General features: G+C 68.6%; 21 protein-coding genes. 5 read left to right on the top strand and 16 right to left on the bottom strand.

Features of this window, described 5'->3' with window-relative positions; translation table 11 throughout:
- Window positions 1-121: 121 nt before the first annotated feature.
- The 3 genes from AAFO60_RS17520 to AAFO60_RS17510 are packed head-to-tail and all read left to right on the top strand — an operon-like array spanning window position 122 to window position 2,120.
- Complete coding sequence (locus AAFO60_RS17520; protein ID WP_347957517.1) at window positions 122-541, top strand: phosphotransferase; 420 nt, start codon at window positions 122-124, stop codon at window positions 539-541.
- On the top strand, window positions 538-1,089 hold the full coding sequence (locus AAFO60_RS17515) for a hypothetical protein (RefSeq protein ID WP_347957516.1): 552 nt from the start codon (window positions 538-540) through the stop codon (window positions 1,087-1,089). Before AAFO60_RS17520 ends, AAFO60_RS17515 begins: the two co-directional genes overlap by 4 nt.
- The gene (locus tag AAFO60_RS17510; RefSeq protein ID WP_347957515.1) at window positions 1,086-2,120 is read left to right on the top strand and encodes a DUF7065 domain-containing protein; all 1,035 of its coding nucleotides are present in this window, start codon (window positions 1,086-1,088) and stop codon (window positions 2,118-2,120) included. The genes AAFO60_RS17515 and AAFO60_RS17510 overlap by 4 nt, the downstream gene beginning before the upstream one ends.
- A gap of 75 nt (window positions 2,121-2,195) precedes the next feature.
- On the opposite strand, the gene pgi is transcribed toward AAFO60_RS17510, so the two are convergent.
- The 3 genes from pgi to gnd are packed head-to-tail and all read right to left on the bottom strand — an operon-like array spanning window position 2,196 to window position 5,724.
- The gene (pgi, locus tag AAFO60_RS17505; protein ID WP_347957514.1) at window positions 2,196-3,827 is read right to left on the bottom strand and encodes a glucose-6-phosphate isomerase; all 1,632 of its coding nucleotides are present in this window, start codon (window positions 3,825-3,827) and stop codon (window positions 2,196-2,198) included.
- Complete coding sequence (fgd, locus tag AAFO60_RS17500; RefSeq protein WP_347957513.1) at window positions 3,824-4,831, bottom strand: glucose-6-phosphate dehydrogenase (coenzyme-F420); 1,008 nt, start codon at window positions 4,829-4,831, stop codon at window positions 3,824-3,826. The genes pgi and fgd overlap by 4 nt, the downstream gene beginning before the upstream one ends.
- Window positions 4,828-5,724 carry a phosphogluconate dehydrogenase (NAD(+)-dependent, decarboxylating) gene (gene gnd / locus AAFO60_RS17495; protein ID WP_347957512.1) on the bottom strand — a complete coding sequence of 299 codons (897 nt, stop codon included), beginning with the start codon at window positions 5,722-5,724 and terminating at the stop codon, window positions 4,828-4,830. The genes fgd and gnd overlap by 4 nt, the downstream gene beginning before the upstream one ends.
- Before the next feature lie 145 nt (window positions 5,725-5,869).
- Here gnd and AAFO60_RS17490 point away from each other — a divergent pair, with 145 nt between their 5' ends.
- Window positions 5,870-6,619 carry a DeoR/GlpR family DNA-binding transcription regulator gene (locus AAFO60_RS17490; protein ID WP_347957511.1) on the top strand — a complete coding sequence of 250 codons (750 nt, stop codon included), beginning with the start codon at window positions 5,870-5,872 and terminating at the stop codon, window positions 6,617-6,619.
- A gap of 36 nt (window positions 6,620-6,655) precedes the next feature.
- Here AAFO60_RS17490 and AAFO60_RS17485 read toward each other — a convergent pair whose 3' ends face one another.
- From AAFO60_RS17485 to AAFO60_RS17475, 3 genes are all read right to left on the bottom strand, one after another.
- Window positions 6,656-7,495: a mycofactocin-coupled SDR family oxidoreductase gene (locus AAFO60_RS17485; RefSeq protein ID WP_347957510.1), complete on the bottom strand. Its 840-nt coding sequence runs from the start codon at window positions 7,493-7,495 to the stop codon at window positions 6,656-6,658.
- 392 nt (window positions 7,496-7,887) lie between these two features.
- Window positions 7,888-8,643 carry a FadR/GntR family transcriptional regulator gene (locus AAFO60_RS17480; RefSeq protein WP_347957509.1) on the bottom strand — a complete coding sequence of 252 codons (756 nt, stop codon included), beginning with the start codon at window positions 8,641-8,643 and terminating at the stop codon, window positions 7,888-7,890.
- 102 nt (window positions 8,644-8,745) lie between these two features.
- On the bottom strand, window positions 8,746-9,930 hold the full coding sequence (locus AAFO60_RS17475; RefSeq protein ID WP_347957508.1) for an FUSC family protein: 1,185 nt from the start codon (window positions 9,928-9,930) through the stop codon (window positions 8,746-8,748).
- A 69-nt stretch (window positions 9,931-9,999) separates the two neighbouring features.
- Here AAFO60_RS17475 and AAFO60_RS17470 point away from each other — a divergent pair, with 69 nt between their 5' ends.
- The gene (locus tag AAFO60_RS17470; RefSeq protein ID WP_347957507.1) at window positions 10,000-10,743 is read left to right on the top strand and encodes a FadR/GntR family transcriptional regulator; all 744 of its coding nucleotides are present in this window, start codon (window positions 10,000-10,002) and stop codon (window positions 10,741-10,743) included.
- 71 nt (window positions 10,744-10,814) lie between these two features.
- Here AAFO60_RS17470 and AAFO60_RS17465 read toward each other — a convergent pair whose 3' ends face one another.
- The 10 genes from AAFO60_RS17465 to AAFO60_RS17420 form a co-directional block, all read right to left on the bottom strand.
- Window positions 10,815-12,311, bottom strand: a complete 1,497-nt coding sequence (locus AAFO60_RS17465) for a purine-cytosine permease family protein (protein WP_347957506.1) — start codon at window positions 12,309-12,311, stop codon at window positions 10,815-10,817.
- Between the two features lie 115 nt (window positions 12,312-12,426).
- A complete protein-coding gene (gene lpdA / locus AAFO60_RS17460) occupies window positions 12,427-13,797 on the bottom strand; it encodes a dihydrolipoyl dehydrogenase (RefSeq protein WP_347957505.1) in 1,371 nt (456 codons plus the stop codon).
- Entirely contained in the window at window positions 13,794-14,585 is a 792-nt protein-coding gene (locus AAFO60_RS17455) for a TIM barrel protein (RefSeq protein ID WP_347957504.1), read from the bottom strand. The genes lpdA and AAFO60_RS17455 overlap by 4 nt, the downstream gene beginning before the upstream one ends.
- On the bottom strand, window positions 14,582-16,063 hold the full coding sequence (locus AAFO60_RS17450) for an aldehyde dehydrogenase family protein (protein WP_347957503.1): 1,482 nt from the start codon (window positions 16,061-16,063) through the stop codon (window positions 14,582-14,584). The genes AAFO60_RS17455 and AAFO60_RS17450 overlap by 4 nt, the downstream gene beginning before the upstream one ends.
- On the bottom strand, window positions 16,060-17,331 hold the full coding sequence (locus AAFO60_RS17445; protein ID WP_347957502.1) for an amidohydrolase family protein: 1,272 nt from the start codon (window positions 17,329-17,331) through the stop codon (window positions 16,060-16,062). The genes AAFO60_RS17450 and AAFO60_RS17445 overlap by 4 nt, the downstream gene beginning before the upstream one ends.
- 31 nt (window positions 17,332-17,362) lie before the next feature.
- On the bottom strand, window positions 17,363-17,893 hold the full coding sequence (locus AAFO60_RS17440; protein ID WP_347957501.1) for a VOC family protein: 531 nt from the start codon (window positions 17,891-17,893) through the stop codon (window positions 17,363-17,365).
- Window positions 17,890-18,627 (bottom strand): 2-oxo acid dehydrogenase subunit E2, encoded by a 738-nt coding sequence (locus AAFO60_RS17435; RefSeq protein WP_347957500.1) that lies wholly within the window; start codon window positions 18,625-18,627, stop codon window positions 17,890-17,892. The genes AAFO60_RS17440 and AAFO60_RS17435 overlap by 4 nt, the downstream gene beginning before the upstream one ends.
- Window positions 18,628-18,647: 20 nt before the next feature.
- Window positions 18,648-18,914 carry a lipoyl domain-containing protein gene (locus AAFO60_RS17430; RefSeq protein WP_347957499.1) on the bottom strand — a complete coding sequence of 89 codons (267 nt, stop codon included), beginning with the start codon at window positions 18,912-18,914 and terminating at the stop codon, window positions 18,648-18,650.
- 60 nt (window positions 18,915-18,974) lie between these two features.
- On the bottom strand, window positions 18,975-19,958 hold the full coding sequence (locus tag AAFO60_RS17425) for an alpha-ketoacid dehydrogenase subunit beta (protein WP_347957519.1): 984 nt from the start codon (window positions 19,956-19,958) through the stop codon (window positions 18,975-18,977).
- A complete protein-coding gene (locus AAFO60_RS17420) occupies window positions 19,955-20,947 on the bottom strand; it encodes a thiamine pyrophosphate-dependent dehydrogenase E1 component subunit alpha (protein WP_347957498.1) in 993 nt (330 codons plus the stop codon). The genes AAFO60_RS17425 and AAFO60_RS17420 overlap by 4 nt, the downstream gene beginning before the upstream one ends.
- Window positions 20,948-21,015: the final 68 nt, after the last annotated feature.

The raw sequence follows: 21,015 nt of genomic DNA, 5'->3' as shown, positions 1-21,015 counted from the left end.
GCCGCCTCACCCTGAACACCGACACCAGCCCAACGACGGAGGTAGCCACAGACGACCTGATGCAACTTCCCGCCTGATCACCAACGAAGGATCAGAAACGAGTTACACCACTACCAGGGACTTGACCGGCGACTACCGAACCGGAAACTTCCTGTTCGACGAGGACAGCGGCGCGATCACCGCAATCCTCGACTGGGAGTGGGCACATCTCGGCGACTTCCACGAGGACCTCGGCTGGATGCTCCAGGAGCTGTACTCGACGCACCAGGACGGCGAAGACCTGATCTGTGGGCTGATGCCGCGCGACGAACTCATCGCAGCGTACGAGACGGCGTCCGGCCGCACCGTGAACCCGAGAACCCTGCGCTGGTACGAGATCTACTGCGCGTACAAGTCGTATGCGATAACGCTCGCGACGTCCGTCAAGGCCGCACGCGACGGAGCCAACCACCAAGACGTGATGCTGTCGTGGATGGCGCCGGTCGGGTACCGATTCTCGACCACCCTGTGCGACATGATCCTTGGGGAGGTGGCGGCATGATCGTCTCGGTCGACATCCGCCTGGCCAGCATGATGAGCGCGGTCACCGACGCCCTCATGCCCGCGGTACAGGAGAACCCCTTCGCCTTCGAGCAGGCACAGCTTCTCGCCGGCCACATTCAGGCGCTGCGGACCCAGCTGTCACACAGCGACGAGTACGAACGCCTGGAGCACGAACACACTCGGCGGCTCGCGCGCAGACTCGTCGACGCCGCATCCGCCGACCCGGCGAGTACTGAGGCCGCGGAGGCGCTTCGGGGCATCGTCGGCGAACCCGTCCCCGACCAGATCGAGGCTCTGCGCGCGCACCATCGGCGTCTGGCCGAGTCGATCGCCGAGTTCGTCGAGGCGCAGGGCGTGGTCGGAACTGCGCAGGCCGTGCACGAATCGACACTGATCATCCTCGAATCGGAACGGGCTCAGTCCTTCCGCGACCGGGCCTTCTTCGCCTCGTTCGGCTACGACGCCGATGCAGGTCTCCCCGCCGTCAGCGACGTCCTCGCGGACTTTCGCGCCACCCACTCCACGAAAGCAGGAACCAGTCAGTGATCACCGAAGCCAACCTCCGCTACCAGACCCCCGCCGACGTCGACCATGAGTGGGGTGAGACGTACTGGCTCGGCCTCTATGTGCCGGAGGCCAACCTCTACGCCTGGGTCTACATGGTGTTTCGCGCGGGATCCGGTGCGATGACGTGCGACGTCGAGTTCATCGACCGCTGCTCGCGCGAGATGTTCGACGCCCGCTACATCGACATCCAGAACCATCTGACCGCCCCCGCCGAGCTGCAGAGGTTCACCCTCGCCAACGGGTTGTCGTTCGAGGCCGTCGATCCGAGGACCTTCCGCCTCGACTACGTCGGAGTCGACGACACGGAACTTCACCTGGACCTGTCGGGAATCCACGAACCGTACGACATCCATGACCCGGACATCGATCCGATGGCGCGGGCCAGCCGCGAACAGGCGATTGAGCACAGCGGGTTCGGCACCGCCTACGCGGGACACTTCGACCTGACCACGCGAGTGACCGGCACCGTGAAGGTGCGCGGACAGGAGCATCAGGTGAACTGCCTGGCCACCCAGGACCACAGCTGGGGACCGCGGCCCGAGCGCGGGATGCGCCCGATGGGTTACGTGAACGCGCATTTCGCCGACGACTACGTGGTGCAGTCGATCTGGGAGTTCGATCCGTCCCGCCCCGACGGTGCGCAGCACGTCTTCAAGCACGGCTACGTCGTCAAGGACGGCGAGCTCATCGGTGGCGTCGACGGCTCCCTGACGATCGACCACCGAGGCCTGTATCCGGCGAAACTGCAGCTGAGCGTCACCGACGAGAACGGCGGCGTGCACGCGATGGTCGGCGAGCCCAGCGCTTACAACAACTGGGTTCCCTACGGCTGCACGCCGACCGGGCATGCCATGGTTCGCTGGACCACCGCCGACGGTCTCAACGGCGTCGGAACGTCGATGGAGGCGTTTCCGCTCGACACCGTCACCGGTGAGCACCTCCACGAGGACCTCCGGCTGACATCCCCGGCAGCATCTGACCTGCCGGCATTCGCTCAGAACGGAGCGTAAGGCGAATCCGCTGGGCATCGTCACCGCTGTCTGCCGGGGTCAGGCAGCGGTGACCCGTCGGACGGTCCGGTCCGTTCAGCGCCGCTGTTCCCAGAACGCCGCGACCAGCGCGCGGGTGGAACCGTCCATCTCGGCGGTCGGGCCCCCGCCCGCCGCGAGCGCCGGCGCGAGTTCGACCGCCGACGTCTTGCCGAGTTCCACTCCCCACTGATCGAATGAGTCGATGCCCCACACCGCGCCCTGCACGAAGACCTGGTGCTCGTAGAGGGCGATCAACTGCCCCAGGGTCGACGGCGTCAGCCGGGGCGCCAGGATCGTCGTCGACGGCCGGTCGCCCGGCATCACCTTGTGCGGCGCCAGCCGCGGTTCGACGCCGTCGGCGATCACCTCCGCGCACGTCTTGCCGAAGGCCAGCACCCGTGACTGCGCGAACATGTTGGCCGTGAGCACCTCGTGCATCGTCGCGGTCGGATCCAGCGACGCGAAGTCCTCGTCGGCGTTCACGAAGCCGATGAAGTCGGCGGGGATCAGCCGCGTTCCCTGATGCAGCAACTGGTAAAAGGCGTGCTGTCCGTTGGTGCCCGCCTCACCCCAGATCACCTCGCCGGTCGGCACGCCGACCGGGCTGCCGTCGCCGCGCACCGACTTACCGTTCGACTCCATCGCGAGCTGCTGCAGGTAGGCGGGCAGGCGGGCCAGGTCGTCGGCGTACGGCAGTACGGCCCGCGCATCGGCGTTCAGGACGCTCGCGTACCAGACGCTCAGCAGTCCCAGGATCATCGGCGCGTTGGCCTCGATCGGCGCGGTCGCGAAGTGCTCGTCGATCGTGCGGAAGCCGCCCAGGAAGTCGGCGAAGCGTTCACGGCCGATCGCCGCCATCACCGACAGTCCGACCGCCGATGCCACCGAGTAGCGGCCGCCGACCCAGTCCCAGAATCCGAAGACGTTCGACGGCTCGATCCCGAAGTCGGCCACTCGCGCGAGGTCGGTCGACACCGCCACGAAGTGCCGGGCCACCGCGTCCTCACCGAGGGCCTCGACCAGCCAGCGGCGGGCGGCGTGCGCGTTGGCCATGGTCTCGAAGGTGGAGAAGGTCTTCGACACGACGACGAACAGGGTGGTCGCCGGGTCGAGGTCCGACAGCGTCGCCAGCAGGTCGGCGGGGTCGACGTTGGACACGAACCGCACGTCGGGCCCGTCGCAGTAGCTGCGCAGCGCGCGGTGCACCATGACCGGCCCCAGGTCGGAGCCGCCGATCCCGATGTTGACGACGGTGGTGATCGCGCGACCGTCGGCGCCGGTCCACGTGCCGGCGCGCAGCCGATCGGTGAACTCGCCCATCGCGTCCAGCACGGCGTGCACGTCGGGCATCACATCGTGGCCGTCGACGTACACCTGTTCGTCGCGGCGCTTGCGGAGCGCGACGTGGAGCACCGGGCGATCCTCGGAGACGTTGATCCGGTCGCCGCGCAGCATCGCGTCCCGCTTGGCGATCAGGCCGGTCTCGTCGGCCAGTCGGCGCAGCAGGCCGAGGGTCTGCGCGTCGATCCGATGCTTGCTGTAGTCGATGTAGAGTTCGCCCGCGGTCACCGACAGCGCCTGCGCGCGATCGGGGTCGGCGGCGAACAGGTCGCGGATGCTGCGGGAGGCGATCGCGTCGCGATGCTCGGTCAGGCCCGGCCAGGCGCCGTTGTGCGCGATGCTCATGCCAGCGCCCGCAGCCGGGGTGCCAGGTCGCGCTCGAACAGTTCCAGGAAGCGTCGCTGGTCGTGCCCGGGAGCATGGAAGACCAGGTGGTTCAGGCCCGCGTCGAGGTACGGCTTGATCTGTGCGACGGCCTCGTCGGGGTCGGCGGCGACGATCCACCGCTTGGCGATCTGCTCGATCGGGAGGGCGTCCGCCGCAGCTTCCATCTCGATCGGGTCCTCGATGCTGTGCTTCTGCTCCGGCGTCAGCGACAGCGGCGCCCAGAATCGCGTATTGTCCAGCGCCGCTTGCGGATCGGTGTCGTACGAGAGCTTGATCTCGATCATCCGGTCGATGTCGTCGACGCTGCGGTCGACCTTCGCGGCGCCCTCGGCGACGGCGGGCATCAGCTTCTCGGTGTACAGGTCCATCCCCTTGCCCGACGTGCAGATGAAACCGTCGCCTGCCCGACCGGCGTACCGTGCGACGACCGGCCCGCCGGCGGCGATGTAGACCGGGATCGAGCCCGACTCAGGGACGTCGTAAATCGAGGCGCCCTTGGTCTTGTAGTACTCGCCGGTGAAGTCGACGCGGTCGCCGCGCCACAGCTCGCGCATCAGGGCGACGGCTTCCCGCAGCCGTGCGAACCGCTCCTTGAACGCGGGCCAGTCGCCGTCGAACCCGGTGGCGATCTCGTTGAGCGCTTCGCCGGTGCCGACGCCCAGCATGACCCGGTCGGGATACAGGCAGCCCATGGTGGCGAAGGCCTGCGCGACCACCGCCGGGTTGTAGCGGAAGGTCGGGGTCATCACCGAGGTGCCCAGTTGGATCCGCTCGGTCCGCTCCCCGACCGCCGTCATCCACGAGATCGAGAAGGGCGCGTGCCCGCCGTTGTGGCGCCACGGCTGGAAGTGGTCGGAGACCGTCGCCGAGTCCATTCCGTGCTGTTCGGCCAGCACTGCCAGTTCGACCAGTTCACGCGGGGCGAACTGCTCCGCCGACGCCTTGTATCCGAGCTTGATCATTGCGTTGCCTCCGAGTTGGTGTAGACGTGATGTCCCCCGAATTGGTTGCGCAGTGCCGAGACGGCCTTCATCGCCGGCGATTGCTCCTGCCGCGAGGAGAAGCGGGCGAACAGCGCCGCGGCGATGACCGGGGTCGGCACGGCGTGACCGATCGCCTCCTCGACGGTCCACCGCCCTTCCCCGGAGTCTTCGGTGTAGCCGCTGATCGCGGCCAGTTCCGGATCCTGCGCCAGCGCGGCGACCAGGAGTTCCAGCAGCCAGGAGCGCACGACGGTGCCGGACTGCCAGGCGCCCAGCACCTTGTCGGGCGCGGTGATCCTGGGTTCGGCCGCCAGCAGCTCGTAGCCTTCGGCGTAGGCCTGCATGAGTCCGTACTCGATGCCGTTGTGCACCATTTTGGCGTAGTGGCCGGCGCCGGTCGGGCCGGCGTGCACGAATCCGTGCTCGCGCGGGCCGGCGGGCCGCAGGGCGTCGAAGACGGGCATGGCGCGTTCCACGTCGCGCTCGGCGCCTCCGACCATCAGGCCGTATCCCTCGGTGCGGCCCCAGACGCCACCGGAGACGCCGCAGTCCAGGTAGGCGACGCCCTTGGCGGAGAGGTCCGCGGCGTGCGCCTCGTCGTCGGTGAATCGGGAGTTGCCGCCGTCGATGACCAGGTCACCGGCGGTAAGCAGGTCGCCGAGTCGGCCGATCACCTCGCGGGTCGCCGCGCCGGCCGGAACCATCGTCCAGATCAGACGCGGTTCGGCGAGTCGTTCCACCAGACCGTCGAGCGAGTCGACGTCGCCGACGCCGGGTGAGGCGTCGTAGCCGATCACCGTGTGTCCGGCCGCACGCAGTCGATCGCGCATGTTCGCGCCCATTCGGCCGAGGCCGACCAATCCGATCTCCACAGAAGACTCCTCCACATCGCTACACGGAAGATTGCACTAATGCGCGGATTCGCGCAGCCAATGCACGAAATCATGCACCGAGCTTCAGGGTGTGTCAAGATTCACTCATGCTTGAATTGCCTTCGCACCGACGAGCGTGCGTTCGATGATCGCCGACGACCGTCGGCGGGAGATCCTGCGCCGCTTGCAGATCGACAACTACGTCGAAGCTGCGGCACTGTCGCGCGAGCTCGGCGTCGACGCCTCCACGATCCGCCGCGACCTCGACGCGTTGGCCCGGTCCGGGCAGGCCGAGCGAACGCACGGCGGCGCGCGCATCGCGGCAGCCCCGAGCGACATCCCGTATGCGGTGAAGGAGAGCGAGCGGCGGCAGGAGAAGGTCGCGATCGCGCGGGCGGCTGCGGCCGACGTGCGCGACGGTCAGACGGTGATCCTCGACAGCGGGTCGACCACCTATCAGATCGCGCTGGAGCTGCGCCACAAGCAGGGGCTGACCATCATCACCAACGATCTGCGCATCGGCAAGTACACGGCCACCCTGCCGAACGTCCGGCTGCTGGTGACCGGCGGCGAGCTGCTCGGCTCGGTGTACACGCTGGTCGGCGAGCGGGCCGTCGACTTCCTGTCCGACTACTCGGCCGACTGGGCCTTCCTCGGGGCCGACGCGATCGATCCGACCGCGGGCATCACCAACACCAACACCCTGGAGATCCCGATCAAGCGGGCGATGATCCGGGCCGCCGCCGCGTCGATCGTGGTCGCCGACAGCTCCAAGTTCGGCTCCCGCGCGCTGGCGAAGGTCGCGGCGATCGAGGAGGTCGGCCAGATCATCACCGATCGCGCCCAGCCGATCGAGGGCCTCGCCGACTACGGGCCGACCGTGCTGTTCGCCTGACGCGCGACAGCGGCCCGGCCGGCCCGAGAGGACGGCTCAGCGCAAGAAGGCGCCGCCGTCGATGCGCATGGTGCTTCCGGTGAAGTAGCGCGAGTCGTCCGAGCACAGCCAGTAGGCGGCGTTGGCGATGTCGACCGATTCGACCATGTCGATCGGAATCGCCGGTACCAGCACCTTGACGTCTTCGGGCCCGGCGACGTTGTCGTAGAAGTGCTTGACCATGTCGTTGTCGACCATCGGCGTGTGCACGCCGGTCGGGCAGATGGTGTTCACCCGGATCCGGTCGCCCGCCAGCAGGCTTGCGTAATTGGCGGCGAGATTGACCACACCCGCCTTCGCGGCGGCGTAGCCGATGTTGCCCATCGAATGGCCGATCTCGGTGCGCATCATCGGCTGAACGGCGGCCATCGAGCTGATGAGGATGATCGACCCGCCCTCCCCCTGCTCGACGATGTGGGGGTAGGTGGCCTCGACGGTGTTCATCGCGCCGGTCAGCAGCACGTCGAGCGCCAGGTTCCACGCCAACCGCTCGTTGGAACGCGGACCGTACAGCGGCATCACGCCGGCGTTGGCGATCACGAAGTCGATGCGGCCCAGCTCGTCCTTGCCCCGCTGGGCCAGGCGCGCGAGGAAGTCGGGGTCACGGACGTCGCCCTGCTCCCACACCATTCTCCGGCCGAGCGCCTCGACCTCTTTCACCGTCTGCTCGAGGTCGGCGGGTTCGGCGAGCGCGTACTCGATCCCGTCGATGTGCCGGCACAGGTCCATCCCGATGATGTCGGCACCCGCTTCGGCCAGCCGGATCGCATGCGCACGGCCCTGCCCTCGCGCGACGCCGGTGATGTACGCGACCTTGCCTTCAAGTGGGAGTGTCATTCGGTCACCTTTCCTGGACTGAGGACTAGAGGTAACTTGTATTATCTGTGACGGGAACCATAACAGACGACAGATGCCACGTGCGGCACAAACGACCTCGGCTCATCGAGAACAAAGTCACGCCCCAGGCTCATCGAGCAACCGGCGAACGCAGTGAACCCGCGCAGCCACACCCGCACGACGCCCCCAGGCTCATCGAGTAGCCGGCGAACGAAGTGAACCCGCGCAGCCACACCCGCACGACGACCCCAGGCTCATCGAGTAGCCGGCGAACGAAGTGAGCCGGCGTATCGAGATGCCCCGCAGCCTTCGGATCGATCGAGGCGAGCACGAGACAGGGCCGACCACCTCGATACAACTCGATCGAGGTGGCCGGAATCAGGCGCGCAAGCCTAAGAGGCGTCGGGCTCGAAGTTCTCCAGCCACTGCATCAAACGCGTCATATGCGCGTTCACGGCCTGCCTGGCCGCAGGCCCGTCCCCCGCCGCGATCGCATCCATGATGGCTCGGTGCTCGGCGACGGACTGGGTGAGCTGCCCTTCGTGCGAGAAGGTCGCGACTCGCGAATCGAGCAGCACGTTGTTCGACTCGTGGATCAGCCGCGGGAGCAGTTCCCCGTCGACGCCGTCGGCGATCCGCTGGTGGAACGCGCGGTCGGAGTCGGAGGCCGCCCGAAGGTCGCCCGCCTCGGCCGCAGCCTCGAACTCGCGTCCAGCCTCCTCGATCGCGGCGATCGCATCGGGCTTGCCGGCGAGCGCCACTTCGTGAGCAGCCAGCTCGTCGAGCGCCCCGCGAACCTTGAGCATCTCCATCATCTCGTCGCGATGCAGTTCCAGGTACTTCGTGAACGGCCCCGAGTACTGGTCGCCGAAGCTCTCCTTCACGAAGGCGCCGCGACCGTGCTGGATGCTGATCAGGTTCATCGCCTCGAGGCCGGCCAACGCCTCCCGGACGCTGACGCGGCTGACGCCGAAGGACTCGCACAGCTCTCGTTCGGACGGCAGCGGCGCGCCCGGAGCGAACTCGCCGCTCTCGATGGCTTCGAGCAGCTGCTTGCGCACCTGCTGCGTGGGACTGACGCGGCGCACCGCGGTGAACTCCGCTCCGGAAGCGCGCGCAGACGATCCTCGATTGGCACGAACAGTCATGTCCCCCACTCTTTCCTCGACGCGGTCGGCCCGCCTCTTCGGCCCGGGCCGTCACCCGCGACAGCGGCTCGACGGATTACCCTCATTCGGTCACATATCATATCAGTCCAGTTTGTCCAATTCTCGGTTTGCGATGCACCTGTCGGCATCATCTCGTCTGATCAGACCACCGGGTTCGGTGACCCGGGGAACGATGCGACTCACGACGGCCAGGAGGACCAACGACACCGCCGATCCGACCGCGGTGTCAGCGAGCCGCGCCAACAGGTCGGTGTCAGACAGGGGCATCGAGTAGCTCAGGCTCACGAACACCAGCACCGTGATGAACACCAGCGCCTCGGCGTAGAAGGCGGCGACCAGGAGCTGCGTGAAGAACTGCGAGACGACGATCGCGATGATGCCGATCGTCACCGGCAGCGGCAGGGCCGGCGCCATCGTCAGCAGAAGCACCCCGACCGCGGTGCCGATGACCCGTTCGACGGCCTTCTTCGACGACACCGCGCCGCCGACCATCGGCATCACCGACGCGCACGTCACCAGCGCCCAGTACGACCTCGGCAGTCCCAGCGCCTGCACGATCAGTTCGGAGATCACTCCCGCACCGACGATCAGGCCCACGGTCATGGCGATGGCGTCGCGGGCCGGGCCCAGCGGGCGGACCCGGGTCACGCCGTTCAGGTCCTTGAGAAGCAGCCGCCGCTGGGCGTCGGCGGAATCGGAGATCGCTGGGCCGCCAGGACTCGGTCGCATGCCGCCCGGTCGGTGCCGCAGCAGCCGGCGCACCAGCCAGCCCGACATCGACAGTCCCCAGCTGCCGACGGTGGCGAGCGTCGCGATGCCGATGCGCGCGGCGGCATCGGTCCAGCCCGACACGGGGATCACTGCGCACACCAGGAGCGAGATCACCGGAAAGAAGGGCTGGGCGGGCACCAGCTCGTAGCGGTACGCCGCGACGACGGCGACCGCGATCAAGAGCGCGAACGCCACCAGACGAGCAGCCGAGGTCGCCTCGACAAGGGCCAACCCGATCCCGGCGACCATCGCCGACAGGTTGACCAGACCGGCGACCGCGACCGTGCGCGCCCGGGTCCGGTACTGCTCGTTGCCTCCGTACGCCGCGCAGAAGGCGCCGAACATGGTGTAGGCGGCGAGGTCGATCCGGTCGCACATCGCCAGGATCACCAACCCGGCGCCGGCGAGTGCGGCGGTGCGGGCCGCGACTTCGGTTCCATGGAGAACTCCATGAAGTCCGGCCCATCTGAAACGAGCCATCCGTGCGATCGCCATGGGTATAGTCTTTCTTTTCGTGCTGTCAGGCGCGCGCCCTCGACGGGGCGGCTTTTCCAGGAGATCGAGATGATGTCGAAGCGGAAGTCCGATCCTCCGACATTCAAAGCAGTCCAGCGACTCGGCCCCACCCAGCAGGTCAGGGAGCAGTTGCTCCGGGCCATTCGCAGCGGAGACTTGGCGCCGGGGTCGGCGCTGCCGCCCGAACGGGAATTGGCGTCGACGTTCGGGGTGAGCCGGGTGAGCATCCGGCAGGCGGTGGCGGCGCTGGAGGCGATGGGGCTGCTCACCGTCCAGCACGGTCGAGGCGTCTTCGTCACCGAGTCGATCGACGACCGGTACAGCGAACGCGTCCACCCCTTCATCGCCCTGCACCGCGACGACCTCATCGAGCTCGCCGACGTCCGCGGCGCCCTCGACGAACTCGCCGCGGCCCAGGTCGCCGCGGGCTCCGACGACCTCGCCGTTACCCGCATCCGCGCGGCCGCCGAGGCGTTCGCCGACGCCGTCGAACGGGGTGATCTCGCGGCGGTCCCCGGCCTCGATCTCGACTTCCACCTCACCATCGCCGAGTACAGCGACGGCACACTTCTCCGCCGTCTCCTCGGCGAGCTGAACTCCATGCTCACCGAGTCGCGGGGGGCGACCTTCTCGCACGAGGGCCAGCCGGCCCAGTCCGTCGTCGAGCACCGCGCGATCGCCGAAGCGATCGCCGCGCGCGACCCCGAGGCCGCACGCCTCGCCGCGCGCGCCCACATGAACCGCATCGGCGCCTGGCTGCGCTCGATCGACGTGACCGAGCCTCCCGACTGACCGCGGTCATCGGTCCGCACCCTCGAAGGCGCAGACCGATGACCGCTCGTCATGTCACGACCCCGTCGGGCTCACACGGCGATGTAGTCCGCGGCGACGCCCTTGTCGCGGTAGGAGTGGGTGGGCCGGTCGGGAATCGGGTACAGGGCCGTGACCAGCGGCGCGGAGTTGCGCTTCAGCACCGACACCGACACCAGGTAGACGACGCCGGAGAACACCGCCGACACCAGGATGTTGCCGTATTCCTGCGGGACCAGGTGGTTGACCGGGATCCCGACGACGACCGCACCCATGGCGACCCAGTTGACGCCCTGCCAGTACCAGTAGCGGCTCTGTTCGCCCGCGAACAGGTCGGGCACCGACATGCCCCAACGCTGCAGGACCACGTAGTGGGCGACGAAGACGCCGGCCAGCGGCGCGAAGATGTTGCCCAGCGCGTCCATGTAGCCGTCGAAGCCGCTGATCAGGCTGGACGACATCGACAGGGCGATGCCGAGGATGCCGACGCCGAGCGTGCCCCAGAACCGGCCGATCCGCTCGAACAACGAGGTGATCGCCAGCCCCGCCGTGTACAGGTTCTGCACGTTGATCATCCACGCGTCGAGCACCACGTACACCAGCACCAGCACCAGCAGGATCCCCGAGCCCCGGGTGACGTCGACGATGACGGTCAGCGAGCTCTCCTCCGAGCCCATGTGGCCGCCGAGCGCGGCGACCGCGTAACCGCCGATGAACGAGCAGATCAGCTGTCCGACGATGGCGGCGAGCAGGGTGCCCAACCACATCTCCTTGCGGCTCTTGGTGTAGCGGCAGAAGTCGGCGGCGTCGGTGAAGTTCGAGAACCACGACGTGCCCCACGCGAAGGCCCAGAAGGCCATCAGGGTGAGCTGCCCGTGGTCGGAGCCGGCGAAGGTCAGGACCTCACTGGGGGCGAATCCGTCCATCGGGTAGGTCATCAGCAGGTAGACGATGACGCCGGAGAAGCCGATCTTGAACACGAACGCGAATCGAGACAGCTTCGCCAGGGCGTTGTAGCCGTACATCGACACCACGAGCTGCATCACCGCGCAGGCGATGCAGATCCAGATCAGCGAGAACTCGCGGTCGAACAGTCGCTGCAGCACCATCGAGATGCCGAATGCCGCGGCGACGGTCTGGAAGGCGAACCAGTAGATGCTCGAGAGCGCCCGCAGGATCGACGTGAGCGAGGCCCCTCGGATGCCGAAGGCGCTCCGCATGCTGACCAGGCCGGGAATGGCGTAGTCGGAGCCGACCGTCGCCGCCACCAGATAGACCGAGAATCCGATCAGAATGCTCAGCACGCCGGTGATCATCGCCTGCCAGAAGCCCAGGCCCGCGGCGATGAGGATTCCGGCGATGGTGATGGTTCCCGGATTGACCAGGAAGTTGAGGAAGATCGAGAAGATGTCCCACCAGCGGACCGTCCGCAGTTCGTCGGGGATCGCCTCCACGCCGAACTGCTCGACGCTCTTGGGCTGCTTGTACTTCTGAGCGAGATCCTCTTCGATCTGCTCTGATGTCTTCGTTTCGTGAGATGGATCGGTCATTGTTGTCCACCGCCTTACTTGTGAAGTGCTGATCGCACTGTGGGTCTTTTGAAGAGATTCACTGCCCATATCGACGGATGCCGAGCCCAGCGGACACGGCGGAGATGCTCACGGCCTAGCTGTGAGCGTGCAGCGGCGCGCCCACCGCCATGAGCATCGCCTCCCCCACGGATTCGCCCAGCGTCGGATGCGCGTGAATCAATCGCGCGGCATCGGCGGCGGGCACACCCAGTTGCGTCAGCAGCTGGGCCTCGCCCACCAGCTCGCCGACGTGCTCGCCGACCAGGTGGACTCCCAGGACTCGGTCGTCGGGTCCCAGGACGAGCTTCACCAGGCCGGACGCCTTGAGGATCTGGGCCCGGCCGTTGCCGGCGAGGTCGTAGACGACGCTGCGGGCCTCGCCGCCGTGAGCGACGGCGGCGTCGGCCTCCGACAGGCCGACCGAGGCGAGCTCGGGCTGCGAGTACGTGACCCGCGGGATCCCCGCATCGGCCACCGGCTCCGGCGACCGGCCGGCGATCTGTTCGGCGACGAAGACGCCGTGCGCGAAACCGCGGTGCGCGAGCTGAGGTCCGCGCACCAGATCGCCCACCGCGAACACGGAATCGATGCTGGTGCGCAGTCGATCGTCGGTGACCACGAAACCCGCGGAGTCGACCTCGACGCCGGCCTCGGCGAGCCCGGCCGACGACGGCGCGCGGCCCACCGCGACCAGCAGGACGTCGGCGGTCAGCGTCGATCCGTCGTCGAGGGTGGCCTCGACGCCGTTGTCGAGCCGGGTCAGCCCGGTCATCGTCGACCCGGTGCGGATCTCGATCCGTCGACGTTTGAAGGCGCGCTGCAGCCGCGCCGACGAGTCGGGGTCTTCGGCGGGAACCAGCCGATCGCCGGCTTCGACGAGGGTCACCTCGGTGCCCATCGACGCCCAGATGCTGGCGAACTCGACACCGATGACGCCCCCACCCAGGATGATCGCACTGCCGGGAAGACGATCCAGCGACAGCGCCTCGTCGCTGGTCAGCACCGGTCCGCCAGGGGCGAATCCCGGCGGGGTCACCGGCACCGAACCGGTCGCGAGCACCACGTTGGCGCCGCTGATCAGCTGACCGTCCACCGACACCGTGTGACCGTCGACGAGGGTGCCGAAACCCTTCACCACGGTGATGCCGCGCACCCCGATCAGCCCGGTGAGGCCGCGGTGCAGCCGCGTGACGATCGAGTCCTTGTACTTCTGCACCTTCGCCACGTCGATCCCGGTGAGCTCGGCGCCGACGCCGAACTGACCGGCGCTACGCACCGTCTCGGCCACCTGCCCCGCGTGCAGCAGCGCCTTGGTGGGGATGCATCCCCGGTGCAGGCAAGTGCCGCCGAGTTCGGCGGACTCGACCAGCGTGACCCGCAGACCGAGATCGGCCGCGCGCAGCGCTGCCGCGTATCCGCCCGATCCCCCGCCGAGGACCACCAGGTCGTTGTCGAAATCGGTCATGCCATGTCCTTTCCGGGGAACACCCGGTTGATCGCAGTCATCGCCTCGGCCGGGTCGCCGGCCGGAGTGATCTCGAAGGTCATCGGTCCGTCCCAACCGCGTTCGGTCAGCACGGTCCGCAGGTAGCCGAAGTCGATCTCGCCGCGGCCAGGCTCGCATCGGCCCGGCACCCCGGCGATGTCGATGCGGCCGTACCAGTCCCAGCCGCCGATCAGGGTGTCGACCAACCGGCCGGCGGTCAGCTGCTGGTGATAGGTGTCGAAGACCGCGCGGACCTCGTCGCGGCCGACCTCGCGGGCCGCGCACGCCACCGTCCCGGCGTCGGCCCACAGATAGCCGGGCAGATACACCGAGTTGAGGTGCTCGAGCATCAGCGTGACCCCGGCCTCGCGCGCCAGATCTGCGGCGCGCGCCAGATTCTCGATCGCCGTGCCCCAGGCGGTGACGTGCGGGGCCGGTACGGGTTTGACGACGCCGCCGGGCGCGATCGCGTTCGAGAACACGTGGAGCTGACGGGCACCGACCTCGTGCGCGGCGTCGAGGTTGCGAGCGATCTCCTCCAGCGCCGCGGCGCCGTTGTCCGGATCAGCGAGTCCGTGATCGCGGTTGCCGAAGAAGCCGTTGATGCCGATGCCGTGGTCGTCGCACGCCGCGGCGAGCGCGGGCAGGTCGCTGGTGCGACGATCCCACAGGTCGACCAGGTCGAAGCCCGCCTGCGCCGCCGCTGCGGCTCGCTCGGGGAAGGTCCGGTCGCGCCAGATCAGCTCGATCGACAGGGCCCGGGTCACCACAGCGACTCCGCCGAATCGAAGTTGAGGTGCTTGGTCTCGGTGAACTCCTCGATGCCGGTGACGCCCTGCTGACGACCCAGCCCCGACTTCTTGAACCCGCCGACCTCGGCTTCGGCATAGAAGTGGTGATAGGTGTTGATCCACACCGAGCCGGCGCTGACCGCGCGACCCACCCGCCACGCCCGGTTCAGGTCGCTCGTCCAGATGCCGGCCGCGAGCCCGAACTCGCTGTCCTCGGCGATGGCGATGGCCTCGGCCTCGTCGGCGAACCGCTGAACCACCAGGACCGGTCCGAAGATCTCCTCCTGCACCACCGGCGAATCGGCGGGCAGGTCGCCGATGACGATCGGCGCCACGAAGCAGGAGTGCTCGTCGGCGTCGGCCGGCAGCGTCCCCTCGGCGAGGACGGTGCCGCTGGAGCGGCCGATCTCGGCGTACTCGGTCACCGACTTCTGCTGGGACTTGGACACGACCGGGGCCAGCGTGGTGGCCGGGTCGAGGGGATCGCCGAGCCGGAAGCCGGCGATCCGCTCGCCCAGTCGGGCGGTGAACTCGTCGTAGACGGAGTCCTCGACCAGCAGTCGGCTGCCCGCCGTGCAGATCTGGCCGCTGGTGGTGAAGGCCGCGTTCACCGCACCGTCGAGGGCCTTGTCCAGGTCGGCGTCGGCGAAGACGATGTTGGGCGACTTGCCACCGAGTTCGAGGGAGACCTTGCGCAGGTCGTCGGCGGCCCGCTTCATCACATTGATGCCGGTGCCGGACTCGCCGGTGAAGGCGATCATGTCGACGCCCGGATTGGTCACCACGGCGTCGCCGACGATGCCGCCCGATCCCAGGACGCACAAGACGACGCCCTCGGGCAGTTCGGGGTCGGCGGCGAGCGGTGCGAGGCCCTCGACGGTGATCGCCGGGGTGACGCTGGCCGGCTTCACGACGACGGCGTTGCCTGCGGCGAGTGCGGGCGCGATGGCCCGGATCATCAGGAGCAACGGCCAGTTCCACGGGGTGATGACGCCGACGACGCCGATCGGTTCGCGCAGCACCACGGCGTGCGCGGTGTCGCTCAGCGCCATCGAGCGGCCGTACAGCATCCGCGCCGCACCGGCGTAGTACTCGACCATGTCGGCCGAGGCCAGCACCTCGTTGCGCGACTCGCCGAGGGTCTTGCCCTGCTCGCGAGTGAGGAGTTCGGCGAGGCGGTCGACGTCGTCGCGCAGCGCCTGCGCATACCGGTTGAGGACGCGGGCTCGGCGAGCGCCGTCGTTCTTCCACGGCGACGCGGCGAGCGCCGCGTGCGCCGCGCTGACGACCTGGTCGACCTCGGCGTTCGTCGTCGAGACCGACAGGGTGGCGACGATCTCGCCGGTGGTCGGGTCGATGCTGTCGAGGCTGCCGTTGCCGGTCACGCAGAACTTCTGGTCGCCGGTCGGCAGTTGCAGCGTGGTCCACGGGCCACGGGTGAAGGTTGCGGTCATTTGTCTTCTCCTGAGAATCCGGATGAGTCGGTGTGGGGGCGGTGGGTGCGGACCTCGGTCCGGGCGACCACCCGGCCCCGGTGGATGACGACGCGAGCCTCGGTGCCGGAGGCGATCGCGTCGTCGATGGAGTCGGCGCGGATGGCGAGCAGTTCGGCCGGTGCGCCCGCCTCCACGCGTGCGGCGGGGGCGCCGATCGCCGAGCGGGCGTCGACGGTCACCGCGTCCAGGGCTTGCGCGGGCAGCAGATGTCCGGCGGCGACCAGGAGCGCCGCGGTCTCGAGCGGATCGATCCGCCCGAGCGGATTGAACATGTCGCGCCAGTTGTCGCTGCCGCCGGCCACCGTGACGCCGGCCTCGCGAAGCGCGCGCACCGGCGGCAGTCCGCGCGCGGTCCGCGTCGGCTGGTCGCGCCCCTGCAGCCCGAGGTTGGTCTGCGGCAGCGTGATCAGCGCGATCCCGACGTCGGCCAGTCGGCGAGCGGTCTCGACGACGTCGGACAGGTCCCGCCGCCCCAGGCTGACGCAGTGCGACGCGCTCGCGCGGCCGCCGAGCCCGAGCCGGTCGACTTCGTTGATGAAGACGTCGAGGGTCCGGCTGTCGGCGTCGAGGGTCTCGTCGAGGTGCAGATCGATCGGCAGGTCGGCCTGCGCCGCGTACTCGGCCAGCACCCGGACCGCGCCGTGCGGGTTTGGGTCCAGGGCCGGCGCGCCGCCGATCGCATGGACCCCGATGTCGATGGCCTCCTCGAGCAGGCGGCGGCGCTCGGCGCCGTCGTCGCCGGTGAGCGGCTGCGAGACCAGCGCGACGACCGACAGGTCGAGGTCGTCTCGTGCCCGGGACAGCTCCACCAGGGCACGGACCCCGACGGTCCCGAGGACCGGGTCCACGTCGGCGTGGCTGCGCACCGCGGTGAAGCCCCGTGCCACCGCGATGTCGAGAGCCTTGCCCGCCCGTTCGCGGACATCGGCTTCGGTGAGCGTCGGGTAGACGGCGCGGAGGGCGTCGATCGCGCCGAGCAGGTCGCCGGTGACGTTGGCGGCGCGCCCGGCGAGGAAGGCCTTGTCCAGGTGAGCGTGGGGTTCGGCCGCGGCGGGCAGCAGCAGGTACCCGGACAGGTCGATGCGTTCGGCATCGGGTCGATCAGGTGACCGCGCACCCGTCGGTGTCACGGCCGCGATGCGTCCGTCCTCGACCAGCACGTCGTACCGGTCGGTGCTCCCCGAGAGAGTTGTGCCAGTGAGCAGGAGCGCATCGTGAGTGGTCACGAGTTCCTTTCGTCGCGGGTCGGTCCCGCGATCAGTCGGTCGATCCGGCGTCGCCGCCGGGATCGTCGGTGGCCGGCCACGCCATCAGTTCGAGCAGAACACCGAACCGGGTCCAGACGAAGGCGTTGGTCAACCCGGGGGTGGCCGCGGAGTCGAACGTGACCGGTTCACTAAGGATCGTGGCCGCCTCGACCGACCGCAGCGGTTCCAGCGCGGCGGACACGTCGGGCACCACGATCCCCAGGTGAGCGGCCCCGACCCGGTCGGGTCGGCGGGCGGTCCCGGTGTCGGTGATCGGACGTCCGTCGCCGTCCCACCACTGCAGCAGTTCCACCCGAGCATCGCCGAGGGTCAGCATCGTCAGCGCGAAGCTGCCGGTCGCGGCGCCGAGCCGACGGGGTGCCGCACCGGTGGGATCGACGAACCGTTCCATGCCGAAGGACACCTGCGCGCCCAGGTGGGTGCGGAAAAAGTCGACGGCATCGTCGAGGTCGCTGACCACCAGACCGCAGTGATCGACCCGGCAGTGATCGACCCGGCGGCGCTCGACCCGGCGGCTCACCGCGCGGCGCTCACCGTCAGTCCCAGTTCGGCGAGCAGGCGGCCGGACTCGAGGAGGTCTTTGACCGTACCGAGATAGCGAGCCGCGTCGGCCCCGTCGACCAGCCGGTGGTCGTAGGTCAGGCACAGGTAGGCGCAGTCGCGCACCTGAACCGTCTCCGAGCCGACCTCGCCGACGGCGATCGGGCGCCGCTCCACCGCGCCGGTGGCGAGGATCCCCACCTCCGGAGCGTTGAGGATCGGTGTGTCGAGGATCGATCCGCGCGAGCCGGTGTTGGTGAGGGTGAAGGTGCCGCCCTCCAGGTCTGCGGGTTTGAGTCCGCGCCCGCGTGCCTTCTCCGCGGTCCCTGCGATCGCGCCGGCCAGCCCGACGACGTCCAGCTCCTGGGCCGACTTGATGTTCGGCACGAGCAGTCCGGCCTCGGTGTCCACGGCCACCCCGAGGTTCACTTCCGGGAACTGCGTCATGGTCCCCTCCTCGACGTCGATCCGCGCGTTGAGCAGCGGGTGCTCGGCGAGTGCCAGTACCGCTGCGCGGGCGATCACCGCGAAGGGCGACAGCGAGACCCCGTGCTCGGCCTTGAACTCGGCGCCACGGGCGCGTCGCGCGTCCATGATGTCGGTGACATCGACCTCGACGACGGAGGTGAGCTGCGCGGTGGTCGCCAGCGAGTCGTGCATGCGCTGGGCGATGATGCTGCGGATCCGGCTCAGCCGGCTCGTCTGTTCGCTCATGAGAGTCTCTCCGACCTCCGTCAGGCCTGGTAGGCGGCGGCCGCGTCGGCGTCGTCGGCGATGACGACGATCGACGTCCCACACGCCACCGTGTCACCCTCTGCGGCCAGCAGCGCCGCGATCACGCCGCCGGCGGGCGACTCGAAGTCGACGTCGATCTTGTCGGTCGCGATCTGGGCGAGCACGGTGCCCTCGTCGACCTGGTCGCCGACGGCCACCTGCCATTCGGAGATCGTGCCCTCTTCCATGGTGATGCCCCATTGCGGCATCGGGTACTCGGTTGCCATGTGATTGACTCCTGACTCTGTTCGTCTGATTGATTGGTGCGGATGCGGGGATGGTCGGCGTCAGCCGATGAGCTTGCGGATCTCGTCGACGATCCGCTCCTTGCCCGGGATCACCTCGCGTTCGAGGACCGGGGCGTACGGAATCGGCGAGTTGCGGTTGCCGATGCGCAGGATCGGCGCCGTGAGCAGGTCGTGGCATTCCGACGCCGCCCACGCGGCGATCTCGGCGCCGACGCCGCCGCGCTGGACGGCCTCGTGTGCGATGACCAGGCGGCCGGTCTTGGCGATCGACGCCCGCAGTCCGTCGTAGTCGAACGGCACCAGCGTCCGCGGATCCCACACCTCGACGGAGATCCCGTCCGCGGCGAGCTCTTCTGCGGCGTCGAGCGAGTCGTGCAGCGTCTTGAGGTACGAGACGACGGTGACGTCGGTGCCCTCGCGGTGCAGGCGTCCCTTACCGAACGGGATCGGCTCCACCGCGACCACTTCGCCGGCGGGGCCGCCGCGGCCGCCGTAGACCTGCTTGTGCTCGAAGAAGATGACCGGGTCGGGGTCGCGGATGGCCTGCTTCATCAGGCCCTTGGTGTCCTCCGGCGTCGACGGCGCGACGACCTTCAGTCCGGGGACGTGCAGGAACCACGACTCCAGGCTCTGCGAATGCTGCGCCGCGGTGGAGCCCGCGGTACCGGTCACCATGCGCACGACCATCGGCACCGACAGCTTTCCGCCGGTCATGTAGTGCATCTTGGCTGCCTGGTTGACGATCATGTCCATGGCCAGGGTGACGAAGTCGCCGAACATGATCTCGGCGATCGGCCGGGCGCCGACCATCGCCGCGCCGACGGCGGCGCCGACGATCGCCTCCTCGGAGATCGGGGTGTCCCACAGCCGGTCCGCGCCGAACTGGTCCCACAGCCCCTTCGTGACGCCGAAGACGCCGCCGGGTTCGCCGACGTCCTCGCCGATCAGGATGACCGCGGGGTCGCGCTCCATCTCTTCGGCGATCGCCTGCCGGACAGCATCGGCATTGGTGAATCGAGTCAGCGCAGCATGGCTCCTTCGTAGTCGTTGACGTAGATGTCGGTGAGGGCTTCGGACGCGTTCGGGAAGGGCTGTTCCTCGGCCCAGGCCGCGGCTCGCTTCAGCTCGTCGACGACCTCGGTCTTGAGCGCGTCGACCTCGTCGGCGGAAACGCCACACCGATCGGTGAGGACCTGGGCGAACAGGTCGATCGGGTCGCGGCTCATCCAGTGGGCGACCTCGTCCTTCGGCCGGTACCGAGCCATGTCGCCCTCGAAATGGCCGTGGTGCCGGTAGGTCTTCGCCTCGATGAGCGTCGGTCCGTCACCGGCCCTGGCCCGCGCGACGGCCTCGGCCGTGACGTCCTTGACCGCGAGCACGTCGTTGCCGTCGACGACGACGCCGGGCATCACGTAGCTCGCCGCCCGATCGGCGACGTCGGTGATCAGCTGGTGCTTGTCCTGGCGGGTGAACTCGCCGTACAGGTTGTTCTCGCACACGAACAGGACGGGCAGCTTCCAGAGCGCCGCGAGGTTCATCGCCTCGTGGAAGGCCCCCTCGTTGGAGGCGCCGTCGCCGAAGAAGGTGACGGCGACGTCGCCGGAACCGGTCCGCTTCAGCTGCAGCGCTGCCCCGGTGGCCAGCGGGATGCCGCCGGCGACGATTCCGTTGGCGCCGAGGAAGCCGAGGTCGGTGTCGATCATGTGCAACGATCCGCCCTTGCCGCTGTTGTAGCCGGTGGCGCGGGCGAACAGTTCGGCGTACATCCGCGCGGGATCGGCTCCGCGGCCGAGGATGTGGCCGTGTCCGCGGTGCGTGCTGGTCAGGACGTCGCCCGCCCCGAGCGCGGCGCAGACGCCGACGGCGACCGCCTCCTGGCCGATGTAGGGGTGCAGGAACCCGGGGATCAGCCCCTTCATCCGCAGTCGCGCGGCGAGCTCCTCGAATTTGCGAATCCGCACCATGCGAGCCATGAGCTCGAGCGCGTCTTCTCGGGTGACATCGTCTGCCATGTTCACTCCTGAGTTCGGCGGGCCGCGTCCCCTCATCGCCTGTCGCCAGGGATCGGGTTGAGCCCGCA

The sequence above is a fragment of the Gordonia aichiensis genome (assembly GCF_039946255.1).
Taxonomy (GTDB): domain Bacteria; phylum Actinomycetota; class Actinomycetes; order Mycobacteriales; family Mycobacteriaceae; genus Gordonia; species Gordonia aichiensis_A.
Note: the sequence above shows the minus strand (reverse complement) of the source record. Positions and strands in the feature narration are given on the sequence as shown.